Consider the following 16748-nt stretch of genomic DNA (forward strand, 5'->3'; position numbering starts at 1 on the left):
TCTATTTTTGGGATGGTTGCCTAACCAATTCCGAGAAGCTACTAACAGCTTTTATCCAATCGGTATCGTCAGCGTGAGCCAAGCATTCCAGCCTCCTGGCCATTTTTTGGCTCTTTTTCCCATGGCGGAAACTGCGAATTTATCGGATTTCTTGATGGAAATTAAACTGCCGGGCCATGGGTTTTGGTAGATAACAGTTTTTCTCGGGTAGTTTTTCCAGAACAACTGTTGTTTGATACTTTTTCAGGATCGACTGTTAATAGAATCTCCAGCAGATTTAGGCTGTTGGCGGCGTTCCTCGCTGCAAAAGAATCGCTCATGATCTTTAATCGCCTCATTTCTCGGCACAGATAAATTACACTGAGCTGTATCACTCTATTCAAGTTTTATTTTCTGTATTATTGGATTCTTCTTTGATTTCATTTTCTTTTGTCGAGGACTCATCAACATCAGTCCAGTTTATTTTTTGGTTATCTGGTTCGGATGAACCATTGTTGAATCGCAGTGGTTCAGCCAGGAAAATGTCTTTGTAGCTGACATAAATTGAAGTGAAAATAGTGGGAATCAGGATAACAAGCCCGAGACCATAAGGCATCAGGCTAAGAACAGTGAGCACAATGAGCGTAACGCCGTACAACTGAAACGGGATAAAGTTTTTCAGACAGGCAAAAAAGCTTCTTTGCATTGCCACAATCGGCGGGACATTATGAAATATCACCAGCAAAGGTGAAAACCAAGAAGCCATCATGAGTGGAATGGAAAGTGTTAATGCAATTAATGAAGATGTGAGCATATTGCTCATCACACTCATTAGTTCGCTTTCATCGACCCTTTTTCCGTATAACAGCATATCCGTCATCTGAGAACCTCCGATTAGCATAACCAGGCCAATGATCAGGATTTGCCCAATGAGATAGATGCCGCCAATGGTAATAAGTGGCGCCGGATTGGTCTTGAAAGAAACGAATAAGTGTTTCAATTCAATCGGCTTGCCTTGTTCCATATCCTTGCAACCCAGCATGATTCCGGCCAGAAATACCGGTGAAATTAATGTAAAAACAAACTTTCCAAGTATGGGTATGAACGACATTGCCATCGCAATCAGCATCAAGGTAAAGCAAACAAATACCCAAGCCAGCGGGGCTTTGCGGAACAAGTAGAAGCCGCTTAAGATCCATTGCAATCCCTGTTTTCCGTGGACTTGATGAATTTCCATTGATGTTTCTCCAGTTAAGTTCGATAAACAGTTTAATTTAATTTCTATATCCAGAGCTGTCGCAGTTTGTCTGGATCTGTTGCGTGATTTTTCAATATTTCTCTAAAATGCACAGGATCTTTGGCGTGCGTCAACTCTCCTGGACGTGGCAAATGGTAATCATAGAGCCTGGAAATCCAGAAACGTAGTGCTCCTGCACGCAACATAACGGGCCAGGCATTTCGCTCGGCAACGGATAATGGTCGAACCGTATGATAGGCTTCAATGAGTGAAAATGTGCGCACTCTGTCCAAAGTTTTTTCTTCGGTCATGCACCAGTCGTTGGCAACTATAGCCAGATCATATAGAAAAGTGTCATTGCAGGCGAAATAAAAATCGATAACCCCACCAATTTTATGGCCGGTAAACAAAATATTGTCCCGGAACAGGTCAGCATGGATAACGCCAGCGGGTAATATTTCGGTTTGTTGTGCTAACTGAAAACCAAGTTCTGAGCTGAGTAACGATTTATCATCTGAAGATAAGAATGGCGAGATCTCAGGAACTTTGGCTTGCCACCATGCTAATCCGCGTGGATTATTCATTTTTCCAGGATAGGATTTTCCGGATAAGTGCATTTTTGCCAATACACTACCAACTTCTGCACAGTGTTCTACGTTTGGGTGTGTTAATGATTGCCCCGGCAGGCAGGTAACGATAGTAGCCGGTTTACCGTTTAGCTCGCCGAGCAGCTCGTGATCTAACCTAGGAATCGGAGCCGGACAGGGGATATCATGTTGCGACAAATGCGCCATCAAATTCAAATAATATGGTAATTCGTGATTAGTTAATTTTTCGAACAAGGTCAATACAAATTTGCCTTGTGTGGTCGTGACAAAATAATTGGTATTCTCAATGCCCGAGGAAATACCTTGCAGGGTGATGAGCTGACCAAGCGCGTAATCTTTTAACCAAGCCGTGAGCTGGCTATCAGTAACTGGTGTGAAAACAGACATGGGTTAACAGGATAAAAAAACGAAAAAAAAGCAAGCGCTGAGGAGTTTCATGGGGTTACGTTTAATTTCGCTTTATATTACAGTTAAAATTTGAACAGTTGCCACATTGGCGGACTGACATCAATGCCCGCTTCACCCGCATGCGTGTGCGAACCTCTGCCAGTATTTTTTTTCAGGTAGTATGGTGGGCCGATACGTGGGATAACTTTGATCATGAGAAGCTCACCATTAATTCGGTGCTCTTCAATGGTATCTTCTCCACGTTTTATAATGGTTACTTGTGTTTCCAGTTCAGGATCCGGTTGAATATCGGGTGGAAGTGGTGGCGGATCGGTCAGGTCATGGGGTAACTCGGGAATTTCTGGCAATGGTATTAAATTATCCGGCTGCGAAGATTTCTTTGGCTGTTTCGGCTGCTCAGTTTGCGCCATAACAGGTAGTGTAGAACTTAACAGCAGTATAAAGATAAGTCGGTACATATTAGTTGCCAATAGGTCAGGATTATTTTGTATTCTACCTAAAATCATAGGCGACGGTTAAAGATTGAGTTGAATTTCTCTTTCAGCAGCAGTGGGTTCAAATCCACTGGTTTCATAATATTGAAAAATTGCATTAACTACCTGACTGGGTTCATCAATGATCTGGATCAAGTTCATGTCTTCCGCTGAAATAAAGCCTTCGGCAATTAATGTCTTTTGGAACCAGTCAAGCAACCCGCGCCAGAAATCCGAATAGACCAAAATGATGGGCATTTTCCGGGTTTTTCCGGTTTGCACCAGTGTCAGTGCTTCCATTAATTCGTCCAATGTGCCGAAGCCACCGGGCAGCACTACGTAGGCAGTGGCAAATTTAACAAACATATATTTACGCGCAAAGAAATGCCGGAAGGTCTGACTGATATCCTGGTAAGCATTACGATGCTGTTCGTGGGGTAACTGAATATTTAAGCCGATACTGGGTGATTTTCCGAAGTAAGCGCCTTTATTCGCAGCTTCCATGATACCAGGCCCGCCACCGGAAATAACTGAGAAGCCGGCATCAGAAAGTTGTTTGGCAATTTGCTCGGCTAATTTATAGTGTGGACTGTCGGGATTGGTACGAGCACTGCCAAAAATACTGACGGCAGGTTGAATGGTATCAAGACGTTCAGTTCCTTCAACAAATTCTGCCATAATTCCAAACAGGCGCCATGACTCTTTTGCTGACCAGGGTTTATCCACAGATAGGTGAGTGGCCGGTTTATCTCGTAGGCTCATAGGAAATTTGTAAATGAAAAAATTGTTGCTGGTTGATGGCTCGTCCTATCTATATCGCGCTTTTCATGCATTACCTGATTTACGCAATCGTAACAACGAGCCGACGGGTGCAATTCACGGTGTGCTCAATATGCTGAGGCGCTTGCACAAGGACTACCACGCGGATTATAGCGCGTGTGTGTTTGATGCAAAAGGTAAAACTTTCAGGGATGAATTATACCCTGCTTATAAAGCGCATAGACCGGCTATGCCGCACGACCTAGCTATTCAAATTGAACCTTTGCATGCCTGCATTCGTGCATTGGGCTGGCCAATGTTGATTGTTGATGGCGTGGAAGCCGACGATGTCATTGGTACCCTGGCAAAACAGGCAGTTGAGGGAAATATGCAGTGCATCATCTCAACTGGGGACAAAGATATCGCGCAGTTGGTCAACGCAAACATAACGCTGGTTAATACTATGAGCAACGAAGTACTTGATGAGGCGAGTGTAGTTGATAAATTTGGCGTAACGCCGGAACGCATGTTGGATTATCTGATGCTAATCGGCGATACGGCCGATAACGTTCCAGGTGTGCATAAAGTGGGACCCAAGACTGCGGTCAAATGGCTTACACAATATGGATCGCTGGACAATATCATTGCACATGCTGATGAATTCAAGGGATCGATTGGCGACAATTTACGTAACGCTTTGGATTGGTTCGATACAGCGCGGCAGTTGATTACGATTAAATGTGATGTGGATCTTCCAGTCAGAATCACCGATCTTGCATCTAAGCCTCAGGATACCGAGCAACTTATCCTGCTCTATGAACAACTGGACATGAAGGCATCATTACGTGAATTACGTCAGCAACAAAGTAATGCAAATCAACCGGAATCAGGTGGTTCCAACGAAAATCTGGCAGCAGCGGCGGCGGATAATGGAAACAAGGATACCGTTCAGACGCATTCAGGAACATATCAGACTATCTTTACAGAGGATGAACTGAATGATTGGCTAATCAGATTGGATACTGCGCAATTGGTGTCCGTGGATAGTGAAACGACCAGCTTAAGTCCAATGCAGGCAAAGCTGGTGGGCATTTCATTTTGTATTGAAAATCACCAAGCTGCGTATCTGCCTCTGATGCACAATTATACCGGTATGCCGCAGCAACTTCCGCTTGATGCAGCTTTGAATCAACTTAAGCCATGGCTTGAGAATTCGCAAAAACCTAAATTGGGTCAGAATTTAAAGTACGATAAACATGTTTTTGCCAATCATGGCATTCAATTGAACGGTATTGCGCATGATACGCTGCTCCAGTCATACATTCTGGAGTCTCACCGCCCGCATAATATGGATAATATGGCAATGCGGCATCTGGATATTAAAACAATTAGTTATGATGATGTTACCGGAAAAGGTGTGAACCGCATCGGTTTTGATGAAGTGGCGATTGATGTTGCTACCCAGTATGCAGCAGAAGATGCGGATATTACCTTACGATTGCATCAGACATTGTATCCTGCCATTCATAGCGACGAACGATTGGATTATATCTATCGTGAGATCGAAATGCCGATTTTGGACGTGTTATTTGAAATTGAGCGTAACGGTGTTCTGTTGGACTATAAGTTGCTGCAAAAACAAAGCCATGAATTGGGTGAAAAATTACACGTTTTGGAACAACAGGCTTACACAATCGCCGGACAACCTTTTAATCTCAATTCCCCTAAGCAGATACAGGAAATCCTGTTTAACCAGTTGAAATTGCCTATCATCAAGAAAACACCTACTGGCGTTCCTTCTACCGATGAAGATGTCTTGCAGCAGCTTGCGCTGGACTATCCCTTACCCAAATTGTTGCTCGATTATCGTAGTCTTGCCAAGTTAAAGTCGACGTATACCGATAAACTGCCGCTGATGATGGACCGGAATACCGGCCGGGTGCATACCAATTATGCACAAGCGGTCGCCGTGACAGGACGTTTAGCCAGTTCAGATCCTAATTTGCAGAATATTCCGGTGCGGACTAGCGAAGGCCGCAAGATTCGGGAAGCGTTTATTGCTCCACCAGGCCACCGGATTATTTCAGCTGATTACTCACAAATTGAATTAAGGATTATGGCGCATATTTCTCAGGACGAAGGATTTTTAAAGGCATTTGCAGCTGGTGAGGATATTCATAAAGCGACTGCCGCGGAAGTATTTGGAATTCCGTTGGAACAAGTGGGTCAGGAGCAACGCCGGTATGCCAAAGTGATTAATTTTGGTCTGATATACGGTATGTCCGAATTTGGCCTGGCGGCACAATTAGGTATTGAGCGTAGTGCTGCCCGCGCTTATATGGAACGATATTTTGCGCGGTATCCTGGGGTGGAAAACTATATGCGGCATACCCGGGAAAAAGCCAGGCAACTGGGTTATGTCGAAACCGTGCTGGGACGCAGATTATGGTTGCCCGAGATTAATAATGCTAACGGAAATCGCCGCCAAGGCGCGGAGCGCGCTGCTATCAATGCACCAATGCAGGGAACCGCAGCCGATATTATCAAACTGGCGATGCTCGCTGTGCGTAACTGGTTGCACAAGGAACAGTTATGCAGCAAGCTGATTATGCAGGTACATGATGAGCTGGTTCTGGAAGTGCCGGATGATGAAATTGTGTTAATAAAAAATTCGTTGCCGGAATGTATGTGCAATGTTTTGCAGCTTGATGTGCCTTTGCTGGTAGACATTGGTGTCGGAGACAACTGGGAACAGGCACATTAGGTTAAATGTGCCTGTTGATTATTGCAGGCGCTATATTATTCGCGTGTTTCAACTTGCATTAAGGGTTCCGCTTGCGTGTCGACAGCTTCTTTGATTCTTTTTCTCGGCCGTTTAGGTACGATAATTTCTTCAGTAACCAACTCTACTTTTTCAGGTGGTGTTTCTATCATCACTAAACCGCTTTTTGTAAAATCCGGAAGTTCCTTAACTGCAATGGGCTTTGGTGATTTGGTATCGGCAGCTAGTGGCGCTTGTTCGCCATCAGTAGTCGGTGGTATGGACTGGGTTGCCATGGGTGTTTCAACAGTTGTTTTCTTTACGGAATGTTTCGAGGCTGCAACCGTTGATTTCTCTTTGATTGGTATTATTTTCTCAACATTCGGCTGTAGATCCGCGGAAGAATTCTTGCTATCAATTGGGGTATCTGGTGATTCCTCAGCGGCTAAATTCTGATCATCGATAGAACTTTTAGGCACGGATTGATTCCGGTTCTTATTGCTGCGATGCCGGCGTGTACGCCTGTGGTCATCGGATTTTATATTCGAGTTTTCAAGATTTTCTTGTTCGATAATCGAAAGGTCTTCTGATAGCGTGCTTGTCACGGAATCTGGATCGGGCGGTTGAAGAAATTTCTTTTTATTGCTTTTTCTTTCTGCTACCGCTACGCGCTGACTCGGTTGCTCGGTTACAGTAACTTCCTGCTCGCTGGCGACATTAGTTAGATCACTTAAATCGCTTTGTCTAACTTGATTTGCAGAAATATCTTTAGTGCGTTCATTCCTATTATTGCGTCCGCGGCGACTTCGTGAGCGTCCACGGTCTTGAGGTGCTTTAGTTCTATCAATGTCAGTCTGTCTTTTTTCTTCAGGATTGGGTTTTATTTCTTCCATATTGGCAGGCTTAAACCAACTAAAAAATTTATCCAGAAGCGATGTGTCACGCGATGAATTTTCTTCCCTGATGGGTGCTGGTTGCGCGAGCTTTATGCCTTGAACAGCAGCTTGAAGCCGGACAGGCTTGTTTTTCTGATCGAGTGATATCTGGCTATTCTCCTCGGTTTTTTTCTCGACTAGTTTATAACTGGATACCGTTTCGTTTGATCTGATATCATCGTGACGTATGCGAGTGATGGTGTAGTTAGGGGTTTCGATATGGATATTGGGTATCAGAACAATACTAATTCTTTGTCGTACCTCGATATCATAGATCTCTCCACGCTTCTCGTTGAGTAGGTATGTGGCCACGTCGACTGGAAGTTGGACATGCAACGCGCTCGTGTTTTCTTTCATGGCTTCTTCTTGGATGATTCTTAGCACATGCAGTGCCGATGAATCGGTGCCACGAATGAATCCTGTTCCATTGCAACGTGGGCATGGAATATAGTTACTTTCACCCAAAGAGGGGCGCAGGCGTTGACGTGATAATTCCAATAAGCCGAAACGCGAAATTTTTCCAACCTGAATGCGCGCTCGATCTTGGCGCAATGCTTCATGTAATCTGGCTTCGACTTCCCGCTGATTGCGCTGTACATCCATATCGATAAAGTCGATGACGACCAGTCCGCCTAAGTCACGTAATCTTAATTGACGTGCAATTTCATCCGCTGCTTCAAGATTGGTATTCAATGCAGTATGTTCGATATCCAATCCGCGGATGGCCCGAGCTGAGTTAACATCGACCGATACCAGCGCCTCGGTATGATCAATAACAATCGCGCCACCTGAGGGTAGTGAAACCTGTCTTGAATAGGCTGTTTCGATCTGATGCTCAATTTGGAAACGTGAAAATAACGGCACATCATCGTGATACAATTTAAGGCGATCCACATTGGCTGGCATGACATGTACCATGAATTGGCTGGCCTGCTCATAGATATCTCGGCTGTCAATTAAAATCTCACCGATCTCTTGACTGAAATAATCACGAATTGCACGAATCACAAGACTGCTTTCCTGATAAATCAAGAAAACGCCACTTTGATTATTGGCAGCTTCTTCAATGGCATGCCAAAGTTGTGTCAGGTAGTTCAAGTCCCATTGCAGTTCTTCTGTGCTTCGGCCAATTCCGGCAGTTCGGGCAATAATACTCATGTCCCCAGACACTTCAAGCTTAGCGATGACCTCACGCAAGTCATTGCGTTCCTCACCGGTTATGCGGCGAGATACACCGCCGCTGTTTGGGTTATTGGGTATTAAAACCAGATACCTACCAGCTAGTGAAATGTAGGTGGTCAGTGCAGCGCCTTTGTTTCCGCGTTCATCTTTATCAACTTGAACGATCAGTTCCTGGCCTTCCTGCAGGAGATCCTGGATACGACCATTGCTAGACCCCGCGCTTTCATTGAAACAGGAAGGAGCGATTTCCTTGAATGGCAAGAAACCGTGACGTTCGCAGCCATAATCTACAAATGCAGCTTCCAGACTGGGTTCTATTCTTGTAATGACAGCTTTGTAGATATTACTTTTGCGTTGTTCCTTGCTGATTGATTCTATGTCAAGGTCAACCAATGTTTGGCCATTGACAATTGCAACGCGCAACTCTTCCGGTTGGGTCGCATTAAATAACATTCGTTTCATGTACAAACCTTACGTGTTCTAATTATGGGCACACTATCCACAAATTGTTCGGATAGATTTTTCTGGTATACGTAGTTGTAATGACGAGATTTTGGTCTAATAGTTTTATTATAATATTTATTAATCAATTATTTATTTCTTTCTATTAATGTGTTTTAGTGTGTTAATTTATTCTGGATGAAATTTTTTGTAATCTTGAACAGAATAAAACCTATTTATTCTGTTCTAATACATAAGTTATAAGATTTATTAGCACCCCTTAAGGTAACAGATTTTACATAAAGTTCCAAACAGAACTTTGTTTTATGTTAATTTTTGTTAATGCACCTTCCTTTCTTGGTGTTTTTATTACTAATCAGTATCTTATAAGAAAATCCTGTTATCTTTCGTAATTATTTGTTAATTCTTACAGAAAGAAACTTAAAATGAAATAAGTAAAATTATTATATTTCTTTACAACAGCCTGTAAACCAACTTGAAAGTTACACATAAAATTAAATATTCAAATAATAATATTCCATCCTTTGCGGCGGTTGTCAAAGAATGTATCGAAGAAGAAGAGAACGACCAACGAGTTGATAATTTTTTATTTAAGCGCTATAGGAATGTGCCAAAAAGCCACTTGTATCAGCTATTAAGAAGCGGGCAAGTGCGTGTTAACGGGAAACGAATAATTGCCAGTTATCGATTGCAATTGGGCGATATCGTCCGAATTCCACCAATCAAGATTACTGAAAAAGATTCTTACCGGCGGACCGCAATTGCACCATCAAAATTTTTTACCTTCACGACATTGTATGAAGATGACGTGTTACTGGTGATTGATAAACCCGGTGGATTGGCAGTTCACGGCGGAAGCGGAATCAGTTTTGGCGTGATCGAGCAATTACGTGCCCAGAATCCGTCTTGGAAATTTTTGGAATTGGTACACCGCCTGGATAGAGATACTTCCGGTGTTTTGTTGCTCGCAAAGAAACGCACAGCACTGGTTGAATTGCATCGGCAGATTCGTGGAGGCTTAATGGATAAGCACTATTTGGTGATGGTTGGAGGGGAATGGCATAATGCTAAGCAACACGTTAAGCTGGCTCTTAACAAGTATGTTGCTGCGAACGGTGAACGGCGTGTTGCAGTATCAACCGGTGAGCACGCTGATAGCAAATCGATGCTGTCGCACACGATATTTAAGCTGCAAAAAACCTGGAAGAATTTTAGCTTGCTGGATGCTGAACTAAAAACCGGCCGCACACATCAAATTCGTGTTCATCTCGCGCATCTTGGGTTTCCAATTATTGGCGACGATAAATATGGTGATTTCGAGATCAACAAACAGCTGGCTAAAACGCGTGGACAGAACAAACTAACACGAATGTTCCTGCACGCGCATACCTTGCAAATCACGCATCCCAATACGGGGGAGCGTATGCAACTGCAAGCGCCTTTGTCCAAAGATCTGAAGATATTTATTGATGCCCTGGAAAATCCTTGATCGTTTAGTTTTCGGTTCGATTTAGTCGAAGTGCTATAATGCACGGCTAATTATCTGGGTTGGTGGCGATTTGTTCGGTTTTAATCATGGTTTGCAGAACTTCCCAGATAGTTTCTACAATTTTTTTCTGTGCGACTTCGTTGGGGTGTATTCCATCAGCTTGAAAAAATTCGTGTTTTTCTCCAAAACCGGCTAGCAGGAAAGGTATTAATCTAGTTTGATAATTTTCAGCCAATTGCGGGAAAATGGCTTGGAACTTTCGTGTATAAGTCATGCCATAATTGGGAGGTAATTGCATGCCGACAAGTAGAACTTGAGAATTGTGTTGCTGACATATTTCAATAATGGTTGCCAGGTTTTCATAGATGGAATTTATAGAAGCGCCGCGCAAACCGTCGTTAGCACCAAGCTCAAGTATAACTATCTCAGGACGATGTGTTTCAAGTGATTGTTTGATTCGATTGCGTCCTCCAAGCGTTGTTTCACCGCTGATACTTGCGTTTATGATTTGATAATCAGTGAATTTAGACTGTAATCGTTGTGTGAGTAACGCAACCCAGCCAGCATCGATTGGCATGCCATGGCTAGCAGAAAGGCTATCACCAAGAACCATGACAGTTTTGGGTGACGCCGCTGTAGCAGGAGCAATGAAAGTAAAAAGAAACATCAGAATAATCAGGAAATTTTTCATGTTAGATAACGATATTAAACAACCCATTCTTTGGACCAAGGCACTTACTAAGCAGGTTAATACCGGCGACAAACAATTAACCATATTGCAGGATATTGATTTGCAGGTTAACGCCGGTGAAGCTGTTGCAATTATAGGCGCTTCCGGCTCGGGTAAATCTACTTTATTAGGATTGCTGGCAGGATTGGATTTGCCGACTTCGGGGAAAGTTCACCTGGATGCGATTGATATTTTCACTCTGGATGAAGATAGCCGGGCTGCCTTGCGCGGCAAGATTCTGGGTTTTGTATTTCAGTCGTTTCAATTACTTCCTGCATTGACCGCGATTGAAAATGTGATGTTGCCGCTTGAACTCTCTGCAGCCGGAAACGCTGAGACAACGGCGCGGAGATTACTGGAGCGGGTTGGGCTTTCAATGCGCTTGCATCATTATCCGAAACAATTATCCGGAGGCGAGCAACAGCGGGTTGCCATTGCACGTGCATTTGCAACAGACCCCAAATTATTATTGGCCGATGAACCTACGGGGAATCTCGACTCTGCTACCGGTATACAAATTATTGAGCTCATGTTCGAACTCAATCGTGAACATGGTACAACATTGGTTTTAGTTACTCATGATGAAGTGCTGTCACGGCGGTGTTCGCGCCAAATCCGTTTGGCGGATGGTAAGCTTGTGCAATAGTTGCTAAGACACTCAGCATTGCTGGTATTCACTCTATATTTTGGCAAGGTAATATTTCTCTCCATGAATCATTTTAAGTTGTCTTTTCGCATGCTGCATCGTGATTGGCGCGCAGGCGAACTCAATGTATTGGTTTTTGCACTAGTTATCGCAGTCAGTGGAATGGCCACCGTAGGTTTTTTTGCAGATCGGGTGGAGTTGGCACTTTCGCGTGAGAGCAATCAATTGCTGGGTGCGGATTTGCTGGTTATTTCGAGTAAGCCCTTGCCCGAACATTATGCTGATGAGGCTAGCCGCCTTGGATTATCCGTCTCATCGCTGACTAAATTTCCCAGCATGATCTCTAACGGTGAGAACAATTTGCTAACCGAGATCAAGGCGGTCACGGAAGGTTATCCATTGCGCGGGCGCGTGCATCTGGCCAGCAGGTCGGCAGAAACACCAGAAATTCAGGTGGTAGCAAGAATTCCACAACCAGGTACCATCTGGGTCGATGATAAAGTCATGACACGACTTGAACTTAGAGGTGGTGACCTAGTGGATGTGGGCGATATCCAGTTAACGGTAACCGAGCTGGTCGTGCGTGAGCCGGACCACTCGGTGGGATTCATCAATATGGGCGCGCGTGCCATGATCAATGCAGCCGACTTGCCGGATACTGGTTTAATTCAGGAAGGCAGCCGTGTCTCCTATCAGTTGCTCGTGGCGGGAGAAATAAAAGCGGTGCAGCAATTTCGTGATTGGGTAAAACCTCAGCTTACTAAGGCGCAGAGAATTGAAGGCATCCGGGATGCACGTCCTGAGATTAAAGCAGCATTGGAACGTTCAGAAAAATTCTTAAGCCTGGCGGCCCTGGCCAGTGTTGTTCTGGCAGCGGCAGCGATCGCGCTGGCTGTGCGCCGCTTTACCCAGCGCCATCTGGATGGCTGCGCAGTGATGCGTAGTCTGGGAGCCAGCCAGAAACAGCTATTTTATCTGTACTTGTATTATTTTATTGTATTGGGTGTTATCGCCAGTAGTATTGGATGCTTGATTGGTTTTGCGGCCCAGGAGATTCTGACGCACTGGTTAACCGGTATCGTCGACACTGAATTACCATGGCCCAATTGGCTGCCAGCGCTGCAAGGTCTGCTGGTAGGGTTGGTGCTGTTACTGGGTTTTGCATTACCACCCGTGCTGAATTTGCGTAGCGTTCCGGCTTTGCGGGTATTGCGCAGAGATATCGGCTTATCCAATGCGCACAGCATAGCTGGCTATTTATTGGGACTGGTAGCTTTATCGCTTTTGTTTATCTGGAAAGCGCAAGATCTGAAACTGGGTCTCTATATTGTCATTGGTTTTGTCTCGGCCATTGCCATTTTTGGTTGTTTGGGCTGGATTCTGATCAGGGTATTGTCGAGCCTCCGGCATCAAGCCGGCGGGGCCTGGCGTTATGGTTTGGCCAGCATCAGCCGCCGTGCAGTTTCAAGCGTATTGCAGGCAGTGGCACTGGGATTGGGTTTGATGGCATTGCTGGTGTTGACGCTGATTCAGGATGATTTGATCGACGATTGGCATACCAGCTTGCCACCCGATGCGCCGAATCATTTTCTGGTCAATATTCAACCGGATCAATTGCAGCCGCTGGAGGAATTTTTCCAGCAATATGGGACTGAGCATCCGCCAGTTTTTCCGATGGTAAGAGGCCGTTTGGTCAAGATTAATGGGAAGGATGTGTCACCAGAGAATTACGCGGATGACCCGCATGCTGAAAGGCATATCCGACGCGAATTCAATTTATCATGGGCGACTCAACAAGCGCTGGATAACCAAGTTGTTCAAGGTAAATGGTGGGATGCGGATAGCAGTGAAGCGGTTATGTCGATTGAAGATGGTATTGCTAAAACAATCGGTGTCAAGTTAGGTGATGAACTGACTTATGATATTGCGGGTAGTCCTTTCTCAGCCAAGATTACTAGTGTGAGAAAAGTGGACTGGGATAGTTTCCGGGTTAATTTTTTTGTTGTCGTGCCACCTGGTTTGCTAGATAACTATCCGGTCAGTTATATCACCAGTTTTTATGTGGCGCCGACAGAAATTGCCATGATGCATGAACTGGTCAGAACCTTTCCAAATATTCTGGTGGTCGATGTGGCAATCGTCATTAACCAGGTGCAGCAAATGATCCATCAGGTCTCGCAAGCAATTGAATTTGTTTTTGTGTTTACCGTACTCGCCGGTTTTTCCGTGTTGTACGCAGCGATTGCCTCCACGCAGGATGAACGCATCTATGAAGCGGCCATCTTCAGAGCGCTTGGTGCCAGACGAGAACAATTGTCGCGTGCTTGGGCGGCGGAATTTGCGATATTGGGCGCATTGGCCGGATTGTTTGCTTCGGCCGGTGCCAGTGTATTGGGGTATGTTATCGGTAAGCATGTTTTGCATCTCGACTACACCTTTAATCCCTGGATTTGGTTGATCGGTACATCAATCGGCGTTGTTGGTGTTTTAGTGGCCGGTATGCTGGGCACGCGCTCAGCATTATCCAGCCCGCCGTTATTAACTTTACGCAAAATTGGCTAATCAAGTTTCTTGACTTCGATGATTTCACCGGCATCAATCCTTGATTCGCAATCGCCCAAGCTCAACTCACTGCCGCCGCTGAGTTTGTATATTCATATTCCGTGGTGTCTGAAGAAATGCCCTTATTGCGATTTTAATTCTCATGAAATTCGCGGGGAGGGTAGCCAGGCGCCTGAGGAAGAATATGTTGCAGTATTAATACGGGATCTCGAGTTTGCTCTGCAAGATATTTGGGGGCGGCGACTGAACAGCGTATTTTTTGGTGGCGGTACACCCAGTTTATTTAGCGCCAAAGCGATAGATGCAATCTTGACGGCAGTGCGCACACTATTGCCGCTGGAACATTTTGCTGAAGTGACTCTGGAAGCTAATCCCGGAACATTCGAAGCGCAGAAATTCGCCGATTTTAGTGCCGCAGGCATCAACCGCCTGTCGATCGGCGTACAAAGTTTTAATGCGCAGCATCTGAAAGCATTAGGACGTGTGCATGATGATCAGGAAGCCCATCGTGCAGTGGACATTGCGCTGAAGAATTTCGACAATATCAATCTTGACCTGATGTACGCGCTGCCCGGGCAAACCTTGGAAGAAGCGCAAGCTGATATTGAAATGGCGTGTTCTCTCGGAGTTACGCATATTTCCGCTTATCATTTGACGCTGGAACCGAATACGCTGTTTCATCGCTTTCCCCCCAATCTTCCCGATGATGAACAAGCCGCTGCGATGCAGGAAATGATCGAGCAAACGACTGCAAGCCAGCAGTTCAGGAATTATGAGACTTCGGCCTTTGCACGGGTAGGGAAAGAGTCACGCCATAACATGAATTACTGGTTATTTGGTGATTATCTCGGCATTGGTGCGGGCGCGCACAGCAAAATCAGTTTTGCCGATAAGATTGTGCGGCAGATGCGCGCTAAGCAACCGAAAGAATATCTGGCCAAAGCCAATGCAGTAGAATCGTTAATCCAGACGCAACAAATACTAACCCCCGCAGACCGGGCGTTTGAATTTATGATGAACGCGCTGCGACTCACCGGCGGGTTTGAAACGGCTGTGTTTCAGGAACGTACCGGCTTACCGATTAGCGCCGTTCAGAAGCAATTGGATGAAGCCGAACAACGTGGTTTGCTGGTACACGATAATCACCGCATTAAACCCACCGTACTAGGCAGGCGCTTTCTCAACGATCTGCTGCAGCTTTTTTTACCTGAAACGCCAAACCTGGAATAACGCTCGTCATCGGTTCAGCGTGATTATGCGCTAAAATCGCACGCTTCTGATTTGAAATTATTTGCACAAGGAGTCAATACCGTGGCGTATGTGAAACCGGAAGAAATCGTCGAAAACATGTTGGAGGCGGGTGCAAAGAAAGCCAGTTTGCCGGTCAAGCAGTTGCTGATTCGTGGTTTTCTGGCAGGTGCCTTTCTCGGTTATGCCACCACGCTGGCAATTTTGACGGCAACGCAAACCGGCTGGGGCATCGTCGGAGCTTTGGTGTTTCCGGTGGGGTTTGTCATGATCGTTCTGCTCGGATTGGAACTGGCAACCGGCAATTTCGCACTGATTCCGATCGCCGTCAAAGACCAAAGAACACCCTTCAGTCATTTGTTCAGGAACTGGACGTGGGTGCTGACCGGCAACCTGATCGGCAGCGTCACGTATGCATATTTGTATTGCATCGTGGCGACCAAAATGGGAACGATCGACCCGGAAACCATCCCCGCGTTGCAACGAACCATCTCCATCGCCGAAACTAAAACACTTGAATACGCCAATCTCGGCCTGAATGGTACGATTACCGCCTTCACCAGCGCAATGCTGTGCAACTGGATGGTAACATTGGGTGCCGTCATGGCATTCACTTCCACCGCCACAATCGGCAAAATCGCCGCGATGTGGCTGCCTATCATGACCTTCTTCGGCCTCGGCTACGAACACGCCATTGTCAACATGTTCGTGATCCCTGCCGGTATCTTGCTGGGCGCGGATATCACTATCGCGGATTGGTGGTTGTGGAATGGGTTGCCGGTGATTGCGGGGAATTTATTCGGCGGGATGATTTTTACTGGGTTTATGTTGTATTGGAGTTATGGTCAATCAACTAATCAATCTTAATTCTTTTGATACCAGTTTTGTTTCTACAATTTTATTCTATTAAATTTGTACATTCTATTTCTGAAGGAAAAATATGTACTTAAAAGAATTGTCCAGAAGAATTCAACAGTTAGTAGAGCAGTCCCAAGTTGCTCTGTCTACTAAGAGATCAGACCAATATACATGTGACTATGTTGATTCAGGTAAGCTAGCTGGGCTAAGGGCGTCAGTATTGTCATTTATAACTATGGTGTATGGTAAAGAGCACTCCCATTATTCAGAGTTTAATCAGCTACTGATGGCACATATGTATACACAAAATTGGATCAAAAGTCAGTCACTGCGTGGCTTGATCTAAGAAATAAAGCCGCTCATGGAAAATATACCGAATATGAGAAAGAACAAATGGTGTTAATGATGCGA

13 protein-coding genes are annotated in these 16748 nt (G+C 45.1%); 6 read left to right on the plus strand and 7 right to left on the minus strand.

Annotated elements, in window-relative coordinates; genetic code table 11:
- Nucleotides 1-161: 161 nt before the first annotated feature.
- The 5 genes from K2P83_RS01550 to K2P83_RS01570 form a co-directional block, all read right to left on the minus strand.
- Entirely contained in the window at nucleotides 162-320 is a 159-nt protein-coding gene (locus tag K2P83_RS01550) for a hypothetical protein (protein WP_292926112.1), read from the minus strand.
- A gap of 59 nt (nucleotides 321-379) precedes the next feature.
- The gene (locus tag K2P83_RS01555; protein WP_292926113.1) at nucleotides 380-1216 is read right to left on the minus strand and encodes a BPSS1780 family membrane protein; all 837 of its coding nucleotides are present in this window, start codon (nucleotides 1214-1216) and stop codon (nucleotides 380-382) included.
- A 44-nt stretch (nucleotides 1217-1260) separates the two neighbouring features.
- On the minus strand, nucleotides 1261-2211 hold the full coding sequence (locus tag K2P83_RS01560) for a homoserine kinase (protein WP_292926114.1): 951 nt from the start codon (nucleotides 2209-2211) through the stop codon (nucleotides 1261-1263).
- Nucleotides 2212-2294: 83 nt separating this feature from the next.
- Nucleotides 2295-2690, minus strand: a complete 396-nt coding sequence (locus K2P83_RS01565) for a DUF2782 domain-containing protein (protein WP_292926115.1) — start codon at nucleotides 2688-2690, stop codon at nucleotides 2295-2297.
- Nucleotides 2691-2747: 57 nt separating this feature from the next.
- The gene (locus K2P83_RS01570; RefSeq protein WP_292926116.1) at nucleotides 2748-3467 is read right to left on the minus strand and encodes a TIGR00730 family Rossman fold protein; all 720 of its coding nucleotides are present in this window, start codon (nucleotides 3465-3467) and stop codon (nucleotides 2748-2750) included.
- 13 nt (nucleotides 3468-3480) lie between these two features.
- On the opposite strand from K2P83_RS01570, the gene polA reads away from it, so the two are divergent.
- On the plus strand, nucleotides 3481-6228 hold the full coding sequence (gene polA / locus K2P83_RS01575) for a DNA polymerase I (RefSeq protein WP_292926117.1): 2748 nt from the start codon (nucleotides 3481-3483) through the stop codon (nucleotides 6226-6228).
- A gap of 35 nt (nucleotides 6229-6263) precedes the next feature.
- Here the strand turns inward: polA and K2P83_RS01580 are convergent, their stop codons facing one another.
- The gene (locus K2P83_RS01580) at nucleotides 6264-8804 is read right to left on the minus strand and encodes an Rne/Rng family ribonuclease (RefSeq protein ID WP_292926118.1); all 2541 of its coding nucleotides are present in this window, start codon (nucleotides 8802-8804) and stop codon (nucleotides 6264-6266) included.
- 475 nt (nucleotides 8805-9279) lie between these two features.
- On the opposite strand from K2P83_RS01580, the gene K2P83_RS01585 reads away from it, so the two are divergent.
- Complete coding sequence (locus tag K2P83_RS01585) at nucleotides 9280-10293, plus strand: RluA family pseudouridine synthase (protein ID WP_292926119.1); 1014 nt, start codon at nucleotides 9280-9282, stop codon at nucleotides 10291-10293.
- Nucleotides 10294-10339: 46 nt separating this feature from the next.
- On the opposite strand, the gene K2P83_RS01590 is transcribed toward K2P83_RS01585, so the two are convergent.
- Nucleotides 10340-10984 (minus strand): arylesterase, encoded by a 645-nt coding sequence (locus K2P83_RS01590; protein WP_292926120.1) that lies wholly within the window; start codon nucleotides 10982-10984, stop codon nucleotides 10340-10342.
- Between K2P83_RS01590 and K2P83_RS01595 the strand changes: the two genes are divergently transcribed.
- The 4 genes from K2P83_RS01595 (at nucleotide 10983) to K2P83_RS01610 (ending at nucleotide 16346) form a co-directional block, all read left to right on the plus strand.
- Nucleotides 10983-11669 carry an ABC transporter ATP-binding protein gene (locus K2P83_RS01595; protein ID WP_292926121.1) on the plus strand — a complete coding sequence of 229 codons (687 nt, stop codon included), beginning with the start codon at nucleotides 10983-10985 and terminating at the stop codon, nucleotides 11667-11669. The two genes, K2P83_RS01590 and K2P83_RS01595, sit on opposite strands and share 2 nt — an antisense overlap.
- A 63-nt stretch (nucleotides 11670-11732) precedes the next feature.
- Nucleotides 11733-14231 carry an FtsX-like permease family protein gene (locus K2P83_RS01600; protein ID WP_292926122.1) on the plus strand — a complete coding sequence of 833 codons (2499 nt, stop codon included), beginning with the start codon at nucleotides 11733-11735 and terminating at the stop codon, nucleotides 14229-14231.
- Between the two features lie 18 nt (nucleotides 14232-14249).
- The gene (gene hemW, locus K2P83_RS01605) at nucleotides 14250-15461 is read left to right on the plus strand and encodes a radical SAM family heme chaperone HemW (RefSeq protein ID WP_292926162.1); all 1212 of its coding nucleotides are present in this window, start codon (nucleotides 14250-14252) and stop codon (nucleotides 15459-15461) included.
- 81 nt (nucleotides 15462-15542) lie between these two features.
- Nucleotides 15543-16346, plus strand: coding sequence for a formate/nitrite transporter family protein (locus tag K2P83_RS01610; RefSeq protein ID WP_292926123.1), 804 nt, complete (start codon nucleotides 15543-15545; stop codon nucleotides 16344-16346).
- Nucleotides 16347-16748: the final 402 nt, after the last annotated feature.

This window comes from Nitrosomonas sp., from assembly GCF_019752415.1.
Classification (GTDB): Bacteria; Pseudomonadota; Gammaproteobacteria; order Burkholderiales; family Nitrosomonadaceae; genus Nitrosomonas.

Bases quoted from the DNA above. Each gene is read 5' to 3' on its own strand.
- K2P83_RS01570 (WP_292926116.1), bottom strand. From the start codon at position 3,467: ATGAGCCTACGAGATAAACCGGCCACTCACCTATCTGTGGATAAACCC.
- K2P83_RS01595 (WP_292926121.1), top strand. From the start codon at position 10,983: ATGTTAGATAACGATATTAAACAACCCATTCTTTGGACCAAGGCACTT.
- K2P83_RS01555 (WP_292926113.1), bottom strand. From the start codon at position 1,216: ATGGAAATTCATCAAGTCCACGGAAAACAGGGATTGCAATGGATCTTA.
- K2P83_RS01565 (WP_292926115.1), bottom strand. From the start codon at position 2,690: ATGTACCGACTTATCTTTATACTGCTGTTAAGTTCTACACTACCTGTT.
- hemW (WP_292926162.1), top strand. From the start codon at position 14,250: ATGATTTCACCGGCATCAATCCTTGATTCGCAATCGCCCAAGCTCAAC.
- polA (WP_292926117.1), top strand. From the start codon at position 3,481: ATGAAAAAATTGTTGCTGGTTGATGGCTCGTCCTATCTATATCGCGCT.
- K2P83_RS01580 (WP_292926118.1), bottom strand. From the start codon at position 8,804: ATGAAACGAATGTTATTTAATGCGACCCAACCGGAAGAGTTGCGCGTT.
- K2P83_RS01600 (WP_292926122.1), top strand. From the start codon at position 11,733: ATGAATCATTTTAAGTTGTCTTTTCGCATGCTGCATCGTGATTGGCGC.
- K2P83_RS01590 (WP_292926120.1), bottom strand. From the start codon at position 10,984: ATGAAAAATTTCCTGATTATTCTGATGTTTCTTTTTACTTTCATTGCT.
- K2P83_RS01560 (WP_292926114.1), bottom strand. From the start codon at position 2,211: ATGTCTGTTTTCACACCAGTTACTGATAGCCAGCTCACGGCTTGGTTA.
- K2P83_RS01550 (WP_292926112.1), bottom strand. From the start codon at position 320: ATGAGCGATTCTTTTGCAGCGAGGAACGCCGCCAACAGCCTAAATCTG.